Raw genomic sequence first — 19,849 nt, 5'->3', positions numbered from 1 at the left:
AAAACAACCGGTGCGTTTGCATCGCACAGCATTTCAGTGACATTGGGCCGCTGGCGCGCATCGCGGACCAGCTCTAGTGAAATCGTGGGTAGGGGCATGGGGCATCTCGTTAATTTGTGCTGGAACTGGTTTGTAAGGCTGGTGGCATTTTGGGTGTTGGCAATGGGGATTGTCTTCGCGCTAAGCTTTGCGTTGCCGCCGCTCAATATCGGTTTGATCGGCGAACGCGTAAGCAATGGTTTGGCGTTGCTGAATGGTCGGGTTGGTGCGCAAGAAGCAAGAGCTGCGCTGGACGCACTGAGCCAGACGGATTTCATCTTCAGTCTCGCGTCGCTTATCTTCGCGGTGGCCATTTCTTTGATGGCGACTTTCGGCATACTCCATGTCGCAGCGATCATCGGCGCGCTCTACAATCTTCGCCGCGTTGTCTTACGCCAGAAGACACGTGCTGATTTTGCCAACGAATACGACCAGTCGATCTATCACCACTTGGAGGGCAGCAAGCTGCTTGGCCATGCCTGGCGTGAATTCGATGAGACCCTGATAAAGCAGTCAGCCGGTGAGCCGCCGCTGATCAAAAACACGGTGCGACCTCAGAGCTTCATCCATTTCGGCGCGATTCGGGACCGTTTTTTTGGCCTGAAGATGATGGCGAGCATTCCCGGGTATTTTGTTGCCGTGGGCTTGCTGCTGACATTTGCAGGCATAGTCTTGGCACTCTACAAAGCGGGAAGCGCTTCCAGCGCGGGCAATGTCGACGACATGCAGGTGGCAATGACCGAGCTACTGCAGATCGCATCCTTCAAGTTCACTACTTCCATCGCCGGGCTGGGTTGCTCGCTTCTTCTATCAATCGTGTTCAAGGTCTATACGATCTGGCTCGAGGCCAGCGTGCACAAATTTTGCGAGGCTGCGGAGAGCAGGCTGAGATATGTCCCACCGCAATCGGTTGCCATCGAGATAGCCGAAGCGGCCAAGGAACAGCGGGATCAGCTGAAGGAAATCAACAGCGACAAGTTCTTTGCCCAAATGGGCCGTCAACTCGAGCCGCAGATCCAGTCGGCCTTCGCGTCTGCAATGGCGCCGATCAACGACAGTATCACCGGTGTGCTCGGCAAGATCACTGAGAGCAGCCAGAGCGGCATCAACGACATGCTCGCGCAATTCTCGTCGAGCGTCCAGGGCAGCGCCGGCACGGAATTGCGCCAGCTTGCCGAAACCTTGGGTGCCATGCAGGCGACGCTTGCGGATATGCAAACCGGCGTCCGCGGTTCGGGAGAGGATTTCGCGCGTCGTATGAGCGAGGCAGCGGAAAATCTCAACCGACTGGTCGCCGATGCCGCCCGCTCGATGGACGACGGTGCCAACCGCAACCGCGATGGGCTTGCGGAGATTCTCGCCGCCATGAAAGCCACATTTGACAAGGCGAGCGAGCAGGTCGACGCGGAGCTAGGGCGTGCTGCGGGTGGTGCTTCGGAGCGGATCGAGGCGGCCATGGGCCGAGTGATGGAGAAGCTAGAAATTCAGGTCAGCACCCTGACCGGCAGCATGACTTCTCTCGACGGCGACCTGCGGGATGGCGTGGCAAAGACGCAGGAGCAAATCAGAACCGCGCAGGAAAGTGCGGTCTCGACCGTCAGCGCGGTCGCAGCGGGAGCCGCCGAAGCTATCAAGACAGGCCTTGCCGAGGCAATCGCCACGATCCGCCAGGAAGTGGACCGTTTCGAAAGTGCATTGCGCGGATCCAATTCCGCACTCTCTTCACAGGCCAATGCCCTGGGCGAAGCAACGTCACAAACGCGCATTGTCTCCGATGCTTTTTCAAAGACGGCAACCGATATCCGCTCGGCATCGGCACCTTTGCTGCAGTCTGGTGAGAGGATTGCCTCAGCAACGTCCAGCTTTGAAGATTCGCTGCGCTCAGCCGTCGAGGCGCTTGCGGCAAGCCAGGCTGCCTCACAGCAGCTGAACGGATCGCTGCGCGAGCAATCCGAGAGCATGGCCGCGATCTGGAGCAATTATGAAGCACGGTTCGCCCGCATCGACGAAGCGCTGGCGAAATCGGTAAGCGACCTCGCGACAGCGACCGAGCGGCAGGGCGACACGCTGAGCCGCTATGCAACCGATATTGATCGCGGGCTTGCCAATGCGGTCAATACGCTATCGTCGTCGGTAAAGGAAATGAGCGATTCGTTTGACGAATTCTCCAGCTCGATCTCAGACCTGCGATCGTCTGTGGGGCCTGCGGCGGAGTAAGTGAGCTATGCTGGCATTTGACGATGCTGCCGGTAAGCCGGCGGTTGAGGAGGAAGAGGAAAATTACTTCGTGTCGATGACCGACATGATGGTTGGTATCCTTTTCATCTTCATCATCATGTTGATGGTTTTCGCGCTGCAGTTTCAGAAGCAGACTGACGAATCCGAAAAGCAAGCCGATAAATCGAAAGTGCAGATCGAAGAAGTCCTGGAGAAGGTCAGGCAGGTAAGCGAGCAGCTTCATAGCTTGCGATCCGAGATCAACGAAGAGCTTGAGGATCTCAGCCAGTCGCAGCGTGAGCGGACCGCATTGCTGAACGATCTTGAGCGTGAGTTGAAAGCCATGGGTCTCGACGTTCAGATCGATCGTGAAAATGGCGTTCTGCGCTTGACGGAAAACGCAATTCGCTTTTCCACCGACAAGTCAAACCTGAGCGCGCAGGCTTCAGGTAATGTTAGAAAGCTTGCTGCTGTGCTGGCGCGGGTGTTGCCGCGATACACAAGTTGCGTCGTTTCGAATAGTGCAACGGATTGCAAGCAGCTCGCGCCTAGCGCCGCAATCGACACCGTTTTCATTGAAGGCCACACCGACAAACAAGGGTCGGAGACAGCCGCCGGTGATAGCCGGAATTGGCAACTATCGACCGAACGGGCTGTCGAGACCTACAGAACGCTTACTGCCTTCGAGCCATCGCTCAGAGCGCTTAGGAACCCAGAGGAGAAGGAAATCCTCTCCGTTTCAGGCTACTCCTCGACGCGGCCGATACCGGGAACAGAAATGCCTGCGCAAGGCGCTGATATTGCTCAACAGGCCTGGGAGAAGAACCGACGTATCGACATGCGCTTTGTCATGCAGGTTGACCCTTCCGATCGACTGAAAGACGTGCTCCGTCTCACTGACGACATGGAGGGACAGATAGAGAAACTGCGGGAGGCGGCGACACTCAGATGATTGGGCTGTTCCGCGAAGCTTGCACAGGCATGACGGTCCGCGCGTCCGGGCTCTCCGGTCATGACGTCATACCCAAACACGCCTACGTGCATGAAGCAGCTCTATCAATTGGCGCAACCGGTATTGATGATGCCGCAAGGCATGACGTCGTTTCCATCAATGAAATTGCCGCGCGACTGCTGCCGCTGCTGCTGGCAGGCGATGCTTTGTCAACAAAAGAGCTTCGCGATGCCATCTGGTGCCTGTGGGAAGCCAGGACGCCACTGGCCGACCATCCGGCGGCCCTGAAGCGGATAGTCGAGGAAGTGGATCGAAGCGACAAGCGCAAGCTGTTTCGAACGCTCGCGGCAGTGTATTTGATACAGTTTCGCTCAGACAGGCCAGGACTTGAGTTCGTCAGTTCGACCTTGCAACGAGGCAGTCTTCGCTGGGGCGGGTTATTCGCGTCATATCAAAACGACCATGCACTTTACGATCCGGTGCGTGGCCCGAAGAATATCGCTGCCCTGGCATTGCGTCAGGCTATGTCGCCTTCCGACACGATGCGATCTCTCGGGTTCGGCGCGCTCGACGCGCAGTCCGGCTTCACGGAAGCGATCACCCGAAACCTGTTGGTGCAACTCGGCGACGGGGCAGAGCCCGACCATATGAAGCGCCTGGAGATGGTCAGATCATACGCGCTCGACAGCCGGAACGAGCTTGTCTTCAAGGGACTTGATCTGGAGATAGCCGAAGCGTTGATCAAGCCGTTTCTCGGAAAGCCTCCCGAGAAGGCGATAAAAGACATTTTCCTGAATTTCATCGTTTCTATTTTCAAAGATCCTCGGACCTATCCCGGCCGATGGGAACGCTTCCCACAGATCAGGGCATTGATAGTTTCGTGGCTCACGGAGCAATCGCTTCGGCAGTTCCTTGATATCGTGGGACTCACCGTAAAGGATCCGAACGACGCTCAGATGTGGCGATATCGACGTGCGTTCTGGGAAGCCGCGCACCGGAAAGGCATCATCAGGGGCGCGTGGGTGGTCTTCGCGGAGGATGGCGCCCGATTGGCGCGTAGTCGTTTTGGCAAGAATGTGGACTTTGCCACATTTGTCAGTGCTGGCTCCAAACCGATCCAGCGCACGCACGCAGTGCTACTCCTTGAGGTCGGTCAAGGAATTGTTGCCGACTGGAGCCACAATGGCAAGGTGAACATATGGTCCGATGCGTCTGAGCGAGGCGCGCCGAAGCTCTATCAGAGAAGCTATAGTTCGGACGATGTAACAATCTCAAAAGACGATATCGAAACCTCGCGCTATCTCGTCAAAACGCATAGCTCGCCCAAAACCTACAGCTGGCAGCGTGTAGTCGCCGAACGAATTTACCGGATGACGAATACGAGGTTGCAGCCCAATGACTACAAATAGGGATCGATCATGAGTTTCACGTGCGTCCCGCAGCATAACGGCGCTCTCATCAAGTTCGAACAGCGAAGCCTGCTCGGCAAGAAAGCAATTCCGTATCAGCAGTGGGGAGACAAGGCCGCCGATGCAGATCACGGCTTTCGCTTTCTATCGCATGCCGTCGCAGCCGGTGACCTCGTTCCTTCAGGTGATGGTGTCTTCGGAAAGCCGGAATTCATCTTGTCTTTGTCTGTGACGCAGGCCGCTATGCTGCGCGTGCCAAAACTGGTTGGTCTTTCGGTCAGCCTTTCCATGCGCGGTCGGATTGACAACTCCGACAGCACCCTACTCCTGAGCTGGCAGGACCAGAACTCGCGGCCCATCACCCCGAACTTTCACGGCCCCTTCCTCCGCGTGGGTGGCGACTGGGCGCGATTGTCTCGCCCGCTCTACGACATCCACATCGCAGTCCGCGACTACAACAATTCCGCCGGCAAACCCTTCGCCGAGCGCCTTCCTTTCTGGCGGCAGGTTCAGGATAAACTGAAGGCCCATCTTGGCAGCGAAGTGCAGGCCGACAAGTTTGTGGGTTCTCTGACGATTTATCAGGCCGGCGCATTCGGCCTTGATGTCCGCGAAACCGCTCAGGGAACCGATTTCCTGCCGGTGCTGATGTCGCGCACGGTCGAGCCTGAGCTTGGCGAGGTGGACGACGGCAACGATGCGCCGGAAACCGATGGCGACGATGCCTCGACTTGGGCTTCGGACACCGAGAAGCGCAGCAACGATGCCGATGCGCTGTTGCCGCCAATCCTCCAGGACACATTTTACGAACAGGCGCTCTCCCGGCCCGGCAGGACCGAAGCGGCTTATGTGGTTGCCCGCAATACCTACCTTTTGCTGGAGCCAACGCTGCGCACCGCCCTCGACGTGGTCAAGCAGATGCGTGGCGCATCGCCCGAAGCCCGCAGAGAGTTCCTGAAGAACCCGCGCACCCGTATTTCAGCGGCGCTGGGCGATGACGGTGACGTGCTCGCCTCCAGCCTGTTCGTCGAGACGGCGCAATATTCCGATCGGATCGAAGGCTTGGGCCTGTGGCAAAAACCAAGCCTGCCCTGGATCAAGAAAAAGTCCAACCAGTGGCTGCCGGAAAACTTCGTCGTTCGGATCGGCGGCAAGACGCTCAATGCCACTCCGGACAAGATCGAGGAGCTGCAAGTTCTCTGTGACCAGGCGGAGCAGGACCACTCCAAGGAGATCAATTTCGAGCAGGAGCTTTATCCAACCACAGATGTTCGAACGATGCTCACGAGGCTCGATGAAGACGGCGTGTCCTATTCCGGCGAGCCGCAGGGCGACAGCGCGCCTCGCGAGGATTCGGACAATGACGTCCTGATCATCAGGCAAAACCTGGAGGAGCTAGACTTCCAGTCCAGACTGGCGAAACGAAGCAGGCTCATCCCCGGCGGCTTTCCAACGCAGAGCATAAGCGGCACACAGCCCAAGCAGCATCAGCTCCAAGGTTTCGACTGGCTTTGCAATTGCTGGACGCAAGGTTGGCCCGGTGCGCTGCTCGCCGACGACATGGGGCTTGGCAAAACATTTCAGGCGCTCGCGTTTCTTGCCTGGATCAGAGACAACATGGCGGCGAGGCGAGGCTCCTATCGAGCGCTGCAGGGCCCGATCCTGATCGTTGCTCCAACGTCCCTTCTCGACAACTGGAAAAAAGAGGCGGACATCCATCTCAAGCCGGGCAAGCTTGGTTCCTGTGCGGAGGCATTCGGCTCTGGTCTGAAAGCACTTAAGACTCGCAAAAGCGCCGGATGGACCGAGGAGGACGCGCTGGATGTCGATTATATGCGACAGGCAGACTGGATCCTCACGACTTATGAGACACTCGCCCTTTATCACCGCAGCTTTGCGCGCATCGCCTATTCGATCGCAATCTTCGACGAGATGCAGAAAGTGAAGTCGCCGGATTCGATCAACAGCCACACCGCCAAGACGATGAACATCGACTTTGTTCTGGGCATGACCGGAACGCCGATCGAAAACCGGCTGGAGGATCTATGGTGCATCATGGATCGGATCGCGCCCGGCTATCTGGGTGACCTCAAGAGCTTTTCCAGCACGTATGGGGATGAAGATCCGCAGGCCCTTGCCCAGCTCAAGGCGAAGATGGATCGGCCTCAGGGCAATGCACCAGCCATCATGTTGCGGCGTATGAAGGATGACGTCGCAAAGGATCTGCCAGCCAAGCATATCTTGCCATACACCGTGGCGATGCCAGCGAGCCAAGCAAGGGCCTATGATGACGCCGTCGCAGCCGCACGCGCGGGTTCGAAAAGCCGCAAGAGCATGCTTGAGACCCTCCATTTGCTCCGAGGCATATCCTTACATCCTGATCGCGCAGGCGAGGCCAATGCGTATGATGCAGCCTGGCGCATGTCGTGGATCAACAGTTCTGCTCGAGTGCAGAAGGCTGTCACTCTTCTCGAGGACATCCGCGGCGGATCGGAAAAGGCTCTTGTTTTCCTTGAAGACCGGGCCATGCAACAGACGTTTGCAGCAGCGATCGCGGAGCACTTGAATCTGCCGGCGCGACCACCCATCATCAATGGAACGATGATCGGCCGACAGCGCCAGGAGATCGTCGATGCCTTCCAAAAGGCCCCGACAGGTTTCGATCTCCTTATCCTCTCGCCGAAAGCCGCGGGGATCGGCCTCACCATCACGGCGGCGAATCATGTGATCCACCTCAGCCGATGGTGGAATCCGGCGGTCGAGGATCAATGCAACGACCGCGCCTTTCGCATCGGTCAAAACAAGGATGTCACCATTCATCTGCCCATGGCGATCCACCCCACCCATGGGGCGGGCTCGTTCGACCAGAAACTGCACGATTTGCTGGAGCGCAAACGATCATTGTCGCGGGACATGCTGGCACCGCCGACTTCAGAACGAGATGTCGATGGCTTGTTCGCGGACGTGGTTGGATGAGGTGACGACGGGCATTCGAGGCACGCCTCGGCCACACTGCCGGTGCCGAAGTCAAAATTGCCATCTCAAGCATCTGCCGCTATGTAGCCACCGCGCTGAAAAGCGCCGACCGACTATGCGGAGAGGTGGCAGAGAGGTCGAATGCACCGCACTCGAAATGCGGCATACCTGCAAGGGTATCGTGGGTTCGAATCCCACCCTCTCCGCCATAAACTCAATTTTTTGCTGGATACGTATCGCGCGGCGCGGGTTTAAAACCGACGGGCCTACCTGCCGACCGAGCAGTCCTGTTCGGTGACGAGCCCGTATGTCCGGAGGTGTGGAAGCAGTCTTCGGCGACTCACCTCGCGATGGGCCGCCGATCCTAGTTTTGGACGATAAGACGCATCAGGCCTGCACTTCGAAGACCATGTTGAACGGCGTTTCCTTGGCGCGGCGAAAATGCGAGGATCCCTTGTCGGGCACAACCTCTTCGGAGCTTCATTTCACTGGCCTGCGCACCGAGCTCGGTGACATCGGCATCGGGGGCACGTTCGATCTGGGGGACCTCACGGACCTGCTGTCGAGCATCAAGGAGGCTGTCGTGGAAACTTCCTATGATGGCGAACGCATTTCGGCTCGCCATCCCGAGAGCATGATACAGTGTCAGTTCGAATCTGTTTTCGTCTAAATCGACTCAGCAATAAAGCTCTGAGATGTGGGGTTTCGTGATGGAAAATGTTGTCAATTTCGCAATTTCTACTCTCTTTTTAGCGGCCGCGTTTTTCCCGATGGCTGCGATGGCGGAAACCCGGACCTTGAGCGGCAATGTCATCTATCGCGAACGGATTGCGTTGCCGCCTTCGGCTTCGGTCGAGGTCAAGCTGGTCGACATTTCCCTTGCCGATGCACCAGCCAAAGTGCTGGCTGAAGTCACGCTTACCCCGCAGGGACAGGTTCCCATTCCGTATACGCTCGAGTACCGGGCCGGTGACATCCAGCCCCGCCACAGCTACGCGGTGCAAGCGCGCGTCACCGTCGATGGCCGCCTGATGTTTATCAACACCACGCGCCACGAAGTCTTCACGGGGGGGACCGACCAGACCGACATTCTGGTCCAGCGCGTTACAAGCAGCGCAGAACTGCCAACAGGCTCGTGGCTGGCCGAAGATATCGGTGGAGGTGGTGTTATCGACCGGCTGCAAACGGTTCTGGAACTGGCCGAGGACGGCGCGGTTTCGGGCACGGGCGGCTGCAACCGGATGAGCGGCCGAGCAACAATTTCAGGTGAGAACATCGCCTTTGGGCCGATAGCAGCCACCAATATGGCCTGCACGCCCGCCGCGATGGATCAGGAAGCGAAATTCTTCGCAGCCCTGGGTGAGGTCAAAACCTGGCGCATCGATGCCGTCCAGCAAAAGCTGATGCTGCTGGATGCCGGTGGCAACACAGTGATCTTGCTGACCCGTCAATAACGATCCATATCCGATGAAGCGCGTTTTCATATGGGGCTTGGGTGGCTTGGCAGCCCTGCTTGCTCTGGCCGTTCTGGCCTTCATCTTCACGCCATGGCCGTCCGTCGCGCTTGTCCAGTATGTCTTCTCCAGGGGGGATCAGGCGTCTTCGTCGGCACTGGAAAAGCATGTGCCTGCGAATGTCGTCTCTCGCTGGGATCTGACCTATGGTGATGGGCCGGATGAACACTTCGACATCCATATGCCCACCGACGTGACAGGGCCGCTGCCGACCATCGTCTGGGTGCATGGCGGCGCCTGGGTCGCAGGTAGCAAGGGTGCGGTTGCGAACTATCTGATGGTGCTGGCTGGCCGTGGGTATACGACAGTCGGTATCGAGTACGCGCGGGGCTTCGGGGCAACCTATCCCGGACCCGTCGAGCAGGTGAACGCGGCCCTCGGTTATCTGGTGCGCAACGCGGATGCATTGAATATTGACCGCGGGGCCATAATTCTGGCTGGTGATTCCGCTGGCGCGCAGATCGCGGCACAAGTCGCCCTGATCACCACCGATGCCACCTACGCCCGGGGGATGGGCATCTTGCCGGCGCTCGATCCCCGGCAGCTCAGGGCCGTCCTGCTGGTCTCCGGCGCCTTCGACATTGCGCAGGTTGATCTCGATGGCGATTTGGGCTGGTTCGTAAGGTCGATATTGTGGGCCTATTCAGGCACGAAGGACTTTCTGGGCGATGAGCGGTTCGGCCTGGCTTCGGTGGCGCAGCATGTAACCAGCACTTTTCCGGCCGCCTTCATCTCAAGCGGCAATGGCGACCCTCTTGCGCCGCAAGCAGAGGACCTCGCCCAAAGGCTGCGAGTGTTGGGCGTGGACGTGGATGACTTGTTCTTTCCCGCCGACCATAGCCCGCCCCTGCCGCATGAATATCAGTTCAACCTCGACATACCTGCCGGACAGGAAGCGCTTGAGCGGATGACTGGCTTTCTTCGGCGAATATTGCCGCGTGGGTAACGAAGTAGACGCAGTTCTCCGTTTCATCGGCTTCGGCCCGACAGAAACTCATTTTTCAGCTGGATACGTATTGCTCGGCGCGGGTTAAAGCCGACGGGCCTATCTGTCGGCCGAGCCGTCCTCATCGGTGACCCACCCGGCCATGGGCCGCCGATCCTGGTTTTGGTCGATGAGACGCTTCAGGCCCGCACTTCGAAAACCATGTTGAACGGCGTTTCCGTGGCGCGGCGGAAATGCGAGAAGCCGGCGTCGAGCGCAACCTTTCTGAGCTTCATTTCACCGGCCTGCGCACCGAGCCCGAGCCCGACCTCCTGGGAGAGCGACGCCGGCGTGCAGATCATCGTCGATGCCCCATAGAAGACGCGGCCCACTGGATTGAGATTGTCCTTTAGATGATCATGGGCAAAAGGCTCGACGATCATCCATGTGCCGTCCCTGGCCAGCGTTTCCCTGACATGTTGTCCAGCACCGACTGGATCGCCCATGTCGTGAAGGCAGTCGAACATGGCGATCATGTCGTAGCCGTGCCCGGGATATTCCGCCGCCGAACTTTGCTCGAAGCGCACGCGATCCGCCACGCCTGCGTCCTGAGCGGCGAACCGCGCCTTTTCGATCGATGGGGCATGATAGTCGAAGCCGGAGAATCGGGAGGCCGGATAGGCCTGCGCCATCAGGATGGTGGACGCTCCGTGACCGCAGCCGACGTCGGCGACATTGGCGCCAGCCTTTAGTTTTTCCTCGACGCCGTTCAGGGCCGGAATCCATTCGGCGACGAGATGGCTGTTGTAACCCGGGCGGAAGAACCGCTCGGTTCCCCGGAAAAGGCAGGTGCTGTGCTCATGCCAGCCGACGCCCCTGCCGGTGCGGAATGCATCCGCGATCTTTGGTTCATCCATCCACATCGATTGGACGACCTCGAAGGCTCCGACGAAAAAGGCGGGGCTGTTCTCCTCGGCAAAGACCATGGCCTGTTCCGGTGTCAGGCTGAAACGATCGGTTTCCGCATGATAGGTGACATAGTCGGCGGCGGCCTGGGCGCTGAGCCATTCCCGCAGGTAACGCTCCTTCACCCCGGTTTTCGTCGCCAGTTCCCGCGTCCCTACGGGCGCGCCATCGGCCATCGCCTTGAAAATTCCCAACTGGTCGCCAAGTACGACCAGGGCACCCGATACCGCTGCGCCGACATCCCCGACAAGGCGCCCGACGAGCGTGTCTAGTTTTTGCAGATCTGGCTCACGCATGAAAACCTCCCTGACAAAATATGAAGATAATGTAAATTAGCGCACAATGATTCACAGTCAATCGATCGTTGATTTCAGTGCGTCGCTCCGACGGGCTGAAAACTGTCTTCCAGGACCTCACGCCCGGACAGAATTGTGGTAGAGGGCCGCCATGAATTCGTTTTCAGATGTCGCTCCTGTCTATAATCCGCCGCTGGATCCTTCCCTCTCGCTTCTTCACGAGGATGCGGATCTGCTGGTGTTCGACAAGCCGAGCGGCCTGCTCTCGGTGCCTGGACGCCACCCCGCCCTCAGCGACAGTCTCCTGACGCGCGCGCAGAAGGAGTATCCGCAAGCGCTGATCGTTCACCGGCTGGACAAGGATACGTCCGGTGTGGTCGTCATGTCGCGCAACCGCAAGGCGCATGCCTTTGTCGCTGCGCAGTTCGAGGCGCGCACCACCTTGAAATCCTATGTGGCCGTGGTCTGGGGACGGGTTGAGCAGGAGGAGGGAGTGGTCGATCTGCCTCTGGCGATCGATCCGGACAACAAACCCAGGCACCGGGTCGATACCGCCCACGGCAAGCCGGCGCAAACGCGCTGGCAGGTCATTGCCTATGGTGACAACACGACACGCCTTCGCCTGTTTCCGCTGACCGGACGAACGCATCAGTTGCGCGTGCATATGAAAGCGATCGGCCATGTCATCCTCGGCGATGAATTCTATGCGGACGGGCTTGCGCTTTCTGCCGGGAACCGCTTGCATCTGCATGCAGATGAATTGGGCTTGCGTCATCCTGACGGGACCGATGTCATCTTCAAAGCGCCCATTCCCTTCTGAGACCGGACATCGTGCAGAAACTCGAAAAATCGCCGTTGATCGTCGACTTCGTTGGCGGGGCAGTTGGCCACCGGTTCCGTGCCGGCGAGGGGCGTAGCCAGGGGTTGGCGAAAGCTGTCGGGTTCTCCCGCGGCGTGATACCGGAAGTCGTGGATGCGACTGCGGGTCTGGGGCGCGATGCGTTTCTCCTGGCCTCCCTTGGTGCCCATGTGACGCTCATCGAGCGGTCCGCGACGATGCATGCCCTTCTTGCCGAGGGGCTTGAGCGCGCCCGGGCGGAAGGCGGTCGCTATGGCGAAACGGTCGGCCGGATGACGCTGATACATGGCGATTCCCGCGAACTGCTTCCACAACTGAGCCCGCAAGTCGTTCTGATCGATCCGATGCACCCGCCACGCGACAAAACGGCACTGGTGAAGAAGGAGATGCGGTTGATACGGGAAATCGTCGGCACCGATCCCGATGCTGTGCAACTGATGCTTGTCGCGCTGGAGGCCGCGCAAAATCGCGTGGTGCTGAAATGGCCCCTGCGTGCCGAGCCGATGCCGGGCGTGCGCAAACCGTGCCATCAGATCCTGGGCAAGAGCACCCGCTACGACGTCTTCGTCAAGGCGAAGATCGTCAATGCTGCCGCGTCGGAGCCTCACGAGCCGAACTGACGGCGCGGGCGAGGCCTTCGTCTACCGTTGTAGGCGGATGCCAGTTCAGGGTTTCCCGGGTAAAGCGGATATCGAGCTCCAGCGAGGAAAGCAGGCGCTGGGCGAGCGTCGCTTTGCCGAGAAGCCGGGCCGCGCCGTCGAGCAGCGGGGCAGGGACGGGCAGGAGCCTTGCCGGGCGGCCCATCGCGGCGGCGGTGCGGCGTAGGAGGTCGCTCGTCGAGAGGTCCTCGCCATCGGAGACGAGGAAGGTCCGGTTGGCGGCCGCCGGATGGTCGATGGCGGTCAGGACGAGATCGACAAGGTTGTCGATGCCGACGAGGCTGCGCCGGTTGTGGACCGCGCCGAGGGGGAGGGGGATGCCCTTTTTCAGCCAGCCGACCAGACTTGCGAAATTTCCCTTCGCTCCGGCGCCATAGACGAGCGGCGGACGGATGATCACCACCTCCATGCCTGTCTCGGCGGCAATCGCCCGCAATCCTTCCTCCGCTTCGAGCTTCGACAGGGCATAGGCATTGTGCGGGGCGGGCCGGCTTTCATGCGTGAAGGGGTGGCCCGGTGCGGTCTCGTTGCCCAGCACGCCGACCGAAGAGAGAAAGATGAAGCGGCGCGTTCCTCTTTGTGCAAAGGCGCGGGCGATGGCGAGCGGATAGTCGGTGTTGGCGGCACGGAATTCGGCCGCCGGATCGAGGCTTTCCTCCCGCAGCACATGGGCGCGGCCGGCCAGATGGATGATGCAGTCGGCGGGGATTTCCGTTTCGACCAGCCGATCCGCCTGGATGAAGCGCTCCGCGCCGATGCCGCCCACAGGGCGCCGGCTCGAGAGCGCAAAGGGGCGATCGTTCCGCCGCAAGGCGTCTGCCAGATGCAGTCCGATGAAGCCCGAAGCGCCGGTCACGATCAGCATGCTTTTCTCCTTTGCCCTTCCCTAGCAGAGGCCTTTCGGGAAACAAACAGGGCGATGGTGCGCTACCGGCGCAGCGTTTTCAGCCCGACATGGCTTTGCAAGCGCAAGAAAGGCCGTTGTTTCGCGCCGCTTGTGGACAAAAGGGCGGGCTGCGCTTATCAGCAGGATCAGGTCGTTTGCCTTGCTGCTCGTTCCCGGTCCAGAGAAATGAGCCGCGCCCTTTGCCCGGGGATCTCGGACGAGCGCCCCGTTTCCATATGGTCGAGTGAGCGGAATCCCATGAACCGAAATCGTGTCGCAAATCGCAAGAGAATCCTCGTCACCGGCGGGGCGGGTTTTCTGGGGTCCCATCTTTGCGAACGGTTGCTCTCGGACGGTGCCGAAGTGCTCTGCGTCGACAGCTTCTATTCCGGCACGCGCGACAATATCCGGCACCTGCTTGACCATCCCCATTTCGAGGTGCTGCGACACGACGTGTCGGAGCCGCTCATGGTGGAGGTCGATGAAATATACAATCTCGCCTGCCCGGCCTCGCCGGTCCATTATCAGCGCGACCCGATCTATACGATGAAGACCAGCGTGCTCGGCGCCATGAACATGCTGGGCCTGGCGAAGCGGACGGGCGCCAGGATTTTCCAGGCCTCGACCAGCGAGGTCTACGGCGATCCGGAGGTTCATCCCCAGGTCGAGAGCTATTGGGGGCATGTCAATCCGGTCGGCATCCGCTCCTGCTACGACGAGGGCAAGCGGGCTGCCGAAACCCTGTTCTTCGACTACCACCGCATGCATGGCGTGCCCATCAAGGTGGCGCGCATCTTCAACACCTACGGGCCGCGCATGCACCCCAATGACGGGCGCGTCGTCTCGAACTTCGTCGTGCAGGCCCTGCGCGGCGAGGCGTTGACGATCTACGGCGAAGGCAACCAGACGCGCTCCTTCTGCTATGTCGACGACCTGATCGAGGGTTTCGTGCGGCTGATGGGGTCGCCTGACGAGGTGACGGGCCCGGTCAACCTCGGCAACCCGGTCGAATTCACTATCCGCGAGCTTGCCGACCTCGTCACGGAAATGTCCGGGTCCGCGACGACCGTCTCGTCGCTCCCGCTTCCTTCCGACGATCCCACCCAGCGCAGGCCCGATATCGACAAGGCGCGCGCCCTGCTGGGTTGGGAGCCGAAGATCGCGTTGCGTGACGGTCTGGCAAAGACGATCGATTATTTCAGGACACTCGTATGACCTATCTTGCGATCATACCGGCCCGGGGCGGCTCGAAGGGCGTGCCGGGCAAGAATATCCGTGACATGTCCGGCAAGCCGCTGATCGCCTGGAGCATCGAGGCTGCCCTCGGCATCGCCGGCGTGACGGTCATGGTCTCGACCGACAGCGAGGAGATCGCGGAGGTGGCGAAGGCGCACGGTGCCGAGGTTCCGTTCCTGCGGCCGGCGGCGCTTGCCACCGATACGATGGCGACCGAGCCGGTACTGCTCCATGCGCTCGACCACTATGCGGCGAAGGGGCGGCATTTCGACGCCATCATTCTTTTGCAGCCGACATCGCCCTTCCGCAAGCCGGGTGCGGTGAAGTCGGCCCTTGCGGCCTTCGAGGCGGAAGGCGCGGACAGCCTGCTTTCCGTCTGCGAGAACCACCACTTTTTCTGGCGCAATCCGGCCGAACCGGAAGCGCTCTATGATTTCCGCAACCGGCCACGCCGGCAGGACATTCGCCCCGAGGACCGCTGGTATCGCGAGACCGGGTCGATCTACATCACGAAAACAGAGCTGTTCCGGCAGGAAAAAAATCGCCTCGGCGGCAAAATTGCCATGTTTGTGATGACCGAGGAAGAAAGCTGGGAGATCGACAGCCTGGCAGACTTCCAGATTGTTTCCGCCTTGATGTCAGGAGCAGGGGCTTCATGATTATCGAAAGAAATCTTTCGAAATACATCGTCTATTGCGAGGACTCGCTCGTCAGCGCCCTGAGGCGCATCAACGAGAACAAGAGCCGCGTGGTCTTTTCCGTCTCGGAAGCCGGCAAGCTGGAGGGCGTGCTCACGGATGGCGACGTCCGGCGCTGGCTGACCGAAGCCCATCAGGTGAACCTCGATGTGGCGGTGAGCCTCGTCAGCAACAAGCAGTTCACGAGTCTGCCCTTCGATGCCTCGCACGAGGAGATCGAGGCGACGTTCAGCGACCGCATCCAGGTCATCCCGCTGGTCGACAAGCACCAGCATCTCGTCGGCATCGCAAAGCGCGAGCCGGCGGAACTGTGCATCGGCGATTTCGTGATCGCCGACGACCAGCCGGCCTTCGTCATCGCCGAGATCGGCAACAACCACAATGGCAGCATCGAGCTTGCCTACCGGATGGTGGACGAGGCGATCAGGACGGGTGCGGATTGCGCAAAGTTCCAGATGCGCGACATGGCCTCGCTCTATCGCAACGAGGGCAACCCGACGGATTCCAGCGAAGACCTCGGCGCGCAATACACGCTGGACCTGCTCTCCCGTTTCCAGCTTGGTTCGGAAGACATGTTCAAGGTCTTCGACTATTGCACGCAAAAGGGCATCATGCCGCTTTGCACACCGTGGGACAGGGAGAGCCTCGAGCGGCTCGACCGCTACGGCATGCCGGCCTTCAAGCTCGCCTCCGCGGACCTCACCAATCACGAATTGCTGGAGGCGATGGCGCGTACCGGAAAGCCGCTGATCTGCTCGACGGGCATGTCGAACGAAGGCGAGATCGTTGAAGCGGTGCGCGTGCTGCGCCGCCTGAACGCGAAATATGTGCTTTTGCACTGCAACTCGACCTATCCGGCGCCGTTCAAGGACATCCATCTCAACTATATCGATCGCCTGAAGCGCATCGGCGATTGCCCGGTCGGCTATTCGGGGCACGAACGCGGCATTGCCGTCGCGATCGCTGCGATCGCGAAGGGCGCGCGCGTCATCGAGAAGCATTTCACGCTCGACCGCAACATGGAGGGCAACGACCACCGCGTCAGCCTGCTGCCGGACGAATTCAAGGCGATGGTGCAGGGTATTCGTGAGGTCGAGGAAGCGCTGGGCGCCAAGGAAACCCGCCGCGTCACCCAGGGCGAGATGATGAACCGTGAGGTTCTGGGAAAGAGCCTCGTCGTCAATCGCGATGTCAAGCGGGGCGAGACCATCGTCGAGGAGATGATCGAGACGCGCAGCCCCGGCAAGGGCCTGGCACCGTACCGCAAGCGCGAGCTGGTGGGTCTTGCCGCCCGGCGCGACTTCAAGGCGGGCGACTTCTTCTTCCCGTCCGACGTGGATGCGGTTGCGGTTGCGGCGCGGAACTACCGGTTCAGCCGGCCGTTCGGCATTCCCGTCCGCTATCACGACATGAGCAGGATGGCGTCGGCCTCGAACTTCGATCTGCTCGAATTCCATCTCAGCTACAAGGATCTCGATGAGCCGCTGGAGAAGTATTTCTCCGGGACCTACGATCTCGATTTCGTCGTGCACAGCGCGGAACTCTTCGCCGGCGACCACATCATGGACCTGTGCTCGCCCGATCCCGCCTATCGTGAACATTCGATCCGCGAGCTCCAGCGTGTTGTGGACGTCACCCGCCGCCTCGTTCCCTATTTTACCAAGGCGACGCGTCCGCTCATCATCGTCAATGCCGGCGGTTTCAGCCTGGACGGGTTCATTCCCAAGGAACAGCACGGCGGGCTTTATGACCTGATCGCCGAGAGCCTGTCGAAGGTCGACAGCGCGGGCGTGGAGATCATCCCGCAAACCATGCCGCCCTATCCGTGGCATTTCGGCGGCCAGCGCTACCACAACCTCTTCGTCAGCGGCGACGATATCGAAGCCTTCTGCAAGACCTACGGCTATCGCATCTGCCTGGATGTCTCGCATTCCCAGCTGTCGTGCAGCCATCTCGGCCTGTCCTTCAAGGCGTTCCTTGAACAGGCCGCGCAATACTCGGCGCACCTTCACATCGTCGATGCGGAAGGCGTGGATGGGGAAGGCCTGCAGATCGGCGAGGGCAGCATGGATTTCGGCATGGTGGCGGACGTTCTGCAGCGCAAGGCGCCGAAGGCTTCCTTCATCCCGGAGATCTGGCAGGGCCACAAGAATGAGGGCGAAGGATTCTGGATCGCCCTGGATCGCCTCGAAACGTGGTTCTGATGGGTTCGCTTGCGCGCAACACCTACTACAACATTTCCGCTTTCGGCATAAACACGATCCTGTCGCTCGTCGCCGTGACCGTGCTCGTGCGCGGTTACGGCCTCGATGGCTACGGCCTCATCATTCTGGCGCGGCTGTTGCTGCCATCCGGTGTCCTTGGCCTGCTCGAAGCCGGCTTTCCTGAGGTGACGGCCCGTGCCGTCGCCGCCGGGCGGGCGCTCGGCGATCTGACGCAGATCAGCCGGCGGGTTTCTGCTGCAAGCCTGATGGCGGCTGGTATCGGCCTTTCTGCCTCCCTCCTTCTGTGGTTGTTCACCGGCACCATCGTCGATCTTGTCTTTCACTCGGCGGATTCTGGCCGGGCGGCGCTCGAAAATCTCATTCTCATCAGCGCGCTGTCCTTGCCGCTGCAACTGGTGGGCAGCGTCCTGCGGGGCGCCTTCGAGGGCAGCGAGCGGTTTGCGCTCGTGCGCTCCGTCGAAGTGCTGAGCAATCTCGGCTATCTTGCAGTCGTCGTCATCATGCTGCTCGCCTATGATACGACCAGCATCGATGCGGCGCTTGCCTATGTCTGGGTCTGGAATGCACGCAGCCTGCTTTATGTCGGCCTCGTGCTTTTCGGCGGCGGCAAGGAGGTTTCCTTCGGAACGCGTCAGATCTGGACCGGCAATGGGGCCTTCCTGGCGCATGCGTTCCAGCTGTTCTCCGGCAAGTTCTTCTCCATGCTGCTCAATTTCGGCCCCACCATCGTGCTCGGCATCTTCTCGAACGCGGCGACCGTCGGCAGCTACGAAATCGTCATGCGCATTCCCAAAGCCCTCAAGACGGTGAGCGGCATGTTCAATGGCGCCCTGCTGCCTTTCGCAGCGCGGTCCGACGCGCTCGGTGACCGGGCGTCCGTCAGGCGCGTGGTCGAAGAGGGGACGATGCTGGTCGTTGGCCTCGTGGCGACCCTGTGCGTCACCATCATGATCTTCAGCACCGAGGTGCTGCACTATTGGCTGGACATTACCGATCCGGAGCTTTCGCTCTATCTTCAGATCGCGCTTGTGTGGCCGCTCCTGGTGGCGACGATCGGCATCGGTTCGACTATGCTGTTGTCCCGGCGGGCGGCTGCGGCTGCGATCAACCGGCTGTCCATGGTGACGACGCTGGGCTACTTCGTGCTCGCCATCGGGCTCTATCCCTGGCTGACCTGGCGTGCCTTCGTTCTGGCGCTGATCATCTCGCAGGTGGTGACGATCCCCGCCTATTGGCGCCTTCAGGCACGGGAATACGAGGTGGACATCGCGGCCTGGAGCGGTTTTGCCGTCAGGTCCCTGCTCATGGCGGCGTTTGCCTTCTTGTTGAGCGTGGGGATTCGGTTTATCGCTCCGGTTGATGGGCTGGTCATGCTGATCATGCAGGCCCTTCTCGTCGCGTTCCTCATGGGAGCCGGGGTTTGTCTTTTCGGCGCACCACCGGACCTGCGCCGGGCAATTGGACAGTTTTGGAAACGAAGCCTCGGTCGGCTGCGGTCGTGAGCGCCGACAGATTTCTCGAACCAGGAAGAACGGATGCAAGATCTGCCTTGGGACGCCCGCGTGCGGCGGTTCATCGAAAAACTGAAGATCACCGCACTTGTGACCGCGTGCCGCATCGCCGGTCCGCGCTTTGCCGCGAAATTCATCGTCGGCCGGGCGGATTTCGACGGCTATGTGTCGGGTAGGCCCACGGTCGTGGCGCTCACCCGGCCGCTGTTCAGCAAGGACCTTATCGAACTTCGCAAGCGAACCGCGCTGAACTGGGTGTGCATCAACAACGAGTTCCTCGGCCATGTCCAGAAGGCCTGGTGCCCGCCGGAAATGCGCGCCCAGACCGTGTACCAGAAATTCCGCGGCGACCGCTATGCGCGCGCCTGGAGCCGGCTCGATGCCTTTGGCGATCACCTCGTCCAGGAACTCCGCGCCCGCACGCCGGTCGATGCCTTCATGACATCGCATATCGACTATTGGCAGGCGGAAGGCGCCCGGC

15 protein-coding genes, 1 tRNA gene and 1 pseudogene are annotated in these 19,849 nt (G+C 60.1%); 14 read left to right on the top strand and 3 right to left on the bottom strand.

Features of this window, described 5'->3' with window-relative positions; genetic code table 11:
- Positions 1 to 96: 96 nt before the first annotated feature.
- From zorA to WA950_RS22440, 5 genes are all read left to right on the top strand, one after another.
- Positions 97 to 2,256 carry an anti-phage ZorAB system protein ZorA gene (gene zorA, locus WA950_RS22460; protein ID WP_424553971.1) on the top strand — a complete coding sequence of 720 codons (2,160 nt, stop codon included), beginning with the start codon at positions 97 to 99 and terminating at the stop codon, positions 2,254 to 2,256.
- A 7-nt stretch (positions 2,257 to 2,263) separates the two neighbouring features.
- On the top strand, positions 2,264 to 3,208 hold the full coding sequence (locus tag WA950_RS22455) for an OmpA family protein (protein ID WP_424553970.1): 945 nt from the start codon (positions 2,264 to 2,266) through the stop codon (positions 3,206 to 3,208).
- Positions 3,205 to 4,617: an EH signature domain-containing protein gene (locus WA950_RS22450; RefSeq protein ID WP_424553969.1), complete on the top strand. Its 1,413-nt coding sequence runs from the start codon at positions 3,205 to 3,207 to the stop codon at positions 4,615 to 4,617. Before WA950_RS22455 ends, WA950_RS22450 begins: the two co-directional genes overlap by 4 nt.
- A 9-nt stretch (positions 4,618 to 4,626) precedes the next feature.
- On the top strand, positions 4,627 to 7,593 hold the full coding sequence (locus tag WA950_RS22445; protein WP_424553968.1) for a DEAD/DEAH box helicase: 2,967 nt from the start codon (positions 4,627 to 4,629) through the stop codon (positions 7,591 to 7,593).
- Between the two features lie 119 nt (positions 7,594 to 7,712).
- A tRNA-Ser gene (locus WA950_RS22440) sits at positions 7,713 to 7,802 on the top strand.
- Positions 7,803 to 7,980: 178 nt separating this feature from the next.
- On the opposite strand, the pseudogene WA950_RS22435 reads toward WA950_RS22440, so the two are convergent.
- A pseudogene (locus WA950_RS22435) lies at positions 7,981 to 8,098 on the bottom strand (SAM-dependent methyltransferase); the annotation flags it as partial.
- A gap of 205 nt (positions 8,099 to 8,303) precedes the next feature.
- Here WA950_RS22435 and WA950_RS22430 point away from each other — a divergent pair.
- Together WA950_RS22430 and WA950_RS22425 are read left to right on the top strand one after the other, a co-directional pair.
- Positions 8,304 to 9,047 carry a YbaY family lipoprotein gene (locus tag WA950_RS22430; RefSeq protein WP_424553967.1) on the top strand — a complete coding sequence of 248 codons (744 nt, stop codon included), beginning with the start codon at positions 8,304 to 8,306 and terminating at the stop codon, positions 9,045 to 9,047.
- Positions 9,048 to 9,060: 13 nt separating this feature from the next.
- Positions 9,061 to 10,053 carry an alpha/beta hydrolase gene (locus WA950_RS22425; protein ID WP_424553966.1) on the top strand — a complete coding sequence of 331 codons (993 nt, stop codon included), beginning with the start codon at positions 9,061 to 9,063 and terminating at the stop codon, positions 10,051 to 10,053.
- Between the two features lie 179 nt (positions 10,054 to 10,232).
- On the opposite strand, the gene WA950_RS22420 is transcribed toward WA950_RS22425, so the two are convergent.
- Positions 10,233 to 11,294, bottom strand: coding sequence for a class I SAM-dependent methyltransferase (locus WA950_RS22420; RefSeq protein WP_424553965.1), 1,062 nt, complete (start codon positions 11,292 to 11,294; stop codon positions 10,233 to 10,235).
- A 151-nt stretch (positions 11,295 to 11,445) separates the two neighbouring features.
- Here WA950_RS22420 and WA950_RS22415 point away from each other — a divergent pair, with 151 nt between their 5' ends.
- A complete protein-coding gene (locus tag WA950_RS22415) occupies positions 11,446 to 12,114 on the top strand; it encodes a pseudouridine synthase (protein ID WP_424553964.1) in 669 nt (222 codons plus the stop codon).
- An 11-nt stretch (positions 12,115 to 12,125) separates the two neighbouring features.
- Positions 12,126 to 12,773, top strand: coding sequence for a class I SAM-dependent methyltransferase (locus WA950_RS22410; protein ID WP_424553963.1), 648 nt, complete (start codon positions 12,126 to 12,128; stop codon positions 12,771 to 12,773).
- Here WA950_RS22410 and WA950_RS22405 read toward each other — a convergent pair.
- Positions 12,736 to 13,677: an NAD-dependent epimerase/dehydratase family protein gene (locus WA950_RS22405; protein WP_424553962.1), complete on the bottom strand. Its 942-nt coding sequence runs from the start codon at positions 13,675 to 13,677 to the stop codon at positions 12,736 to 12,738. The genes WA950_RS22410 and WA950_RS22405 overlap by 38 nt on opposite strands.
- Positions 13,678 to 13,956: 279 nt before the next feature.
- Between WA950_RS22405 and WA950_RS22400 the strand changes: the two genes are divergently transcribed.
- The 5 genes from WA950_RS22400 to WA950_RS22380 form a co-directional block, all read left to right on the top strand.
- The gene (locus tag WA950_RS22400) at positions 13,957 to 14,913 is read left to right on the top strand and encodes a UDP-glucuronic acid decarboxylase family protein (RefSeq protein ID WP_424553961.1); all 957 of its coding nucleotides are present in this window, start codon (positions 13,957 to 13,959) and stop codon (positions 14,911 to 14,913) included.
- Positions 14,910 to 15,593, top strand: a complete 684-nt coding sequence (locus WA950_RS22395) for a cytidylyltransferase domain-containing protein (RefSeq protein ID WP_424553960.1) — start codon at positions 14,910 to 14,912, stop codon at positions 15,591 to 15,593. The genes WA950_RS22400 and WA950_RS22395 overlap by 4 nt, the downstream gene beginning before the upstream one ends.
- Positions 15,590 to 17,836, top strand: a complete 2,247-nt coding sequence (locus WA950_RS22390; protein WP_424553959.1) for an N-acetylneuraminate synthase family protein — start codon at positions 15,590 to 15,592, stop codon at positions 17,834 to 17,836. The genes WA950_RS22395 and WA950_RS22390 overlap by 4 nt, the downstream gene beginning before the upstream one ends.
- Positions 17,836 to 19,359 (top strand): lipopolysaccharide biosynthesis protein, encoded by a 1,524-nt coding sequence (locus tag WA950_RS22385; RefSeq protein ID WP_424553958.1) that lies wholly within the window; start codon positions 17,836 to 17,838, stop codon positions 19,357 to 19,359. Before WA950_RS22390 ends, WA950_RS22385 begins: the two co-directional genes overlap by 1 nt.
- A 33-nt stretch (positions 19,360 to 19,392) precedes the next feature.
- Positions 19,393 to 19,849: hypothetical protein (locus WA950_RS22380; protein WP_424553957.1), on the top strand; the 457-nt coding region annotated here is incomplete at its 3' end.

It is taken from the genome of Shinella sp. (assembly GCF_049651085.1).
In the GTDB taxonomy this organism is placed as follows: Bacteria; Pseudomonadota; Alphaproteobacteria; order Rhizobiales; family Rhizobiaceae; genus Shinella.
This window is presented reverse-complemented; position numbering and strand designations above follow the sequence as displayed.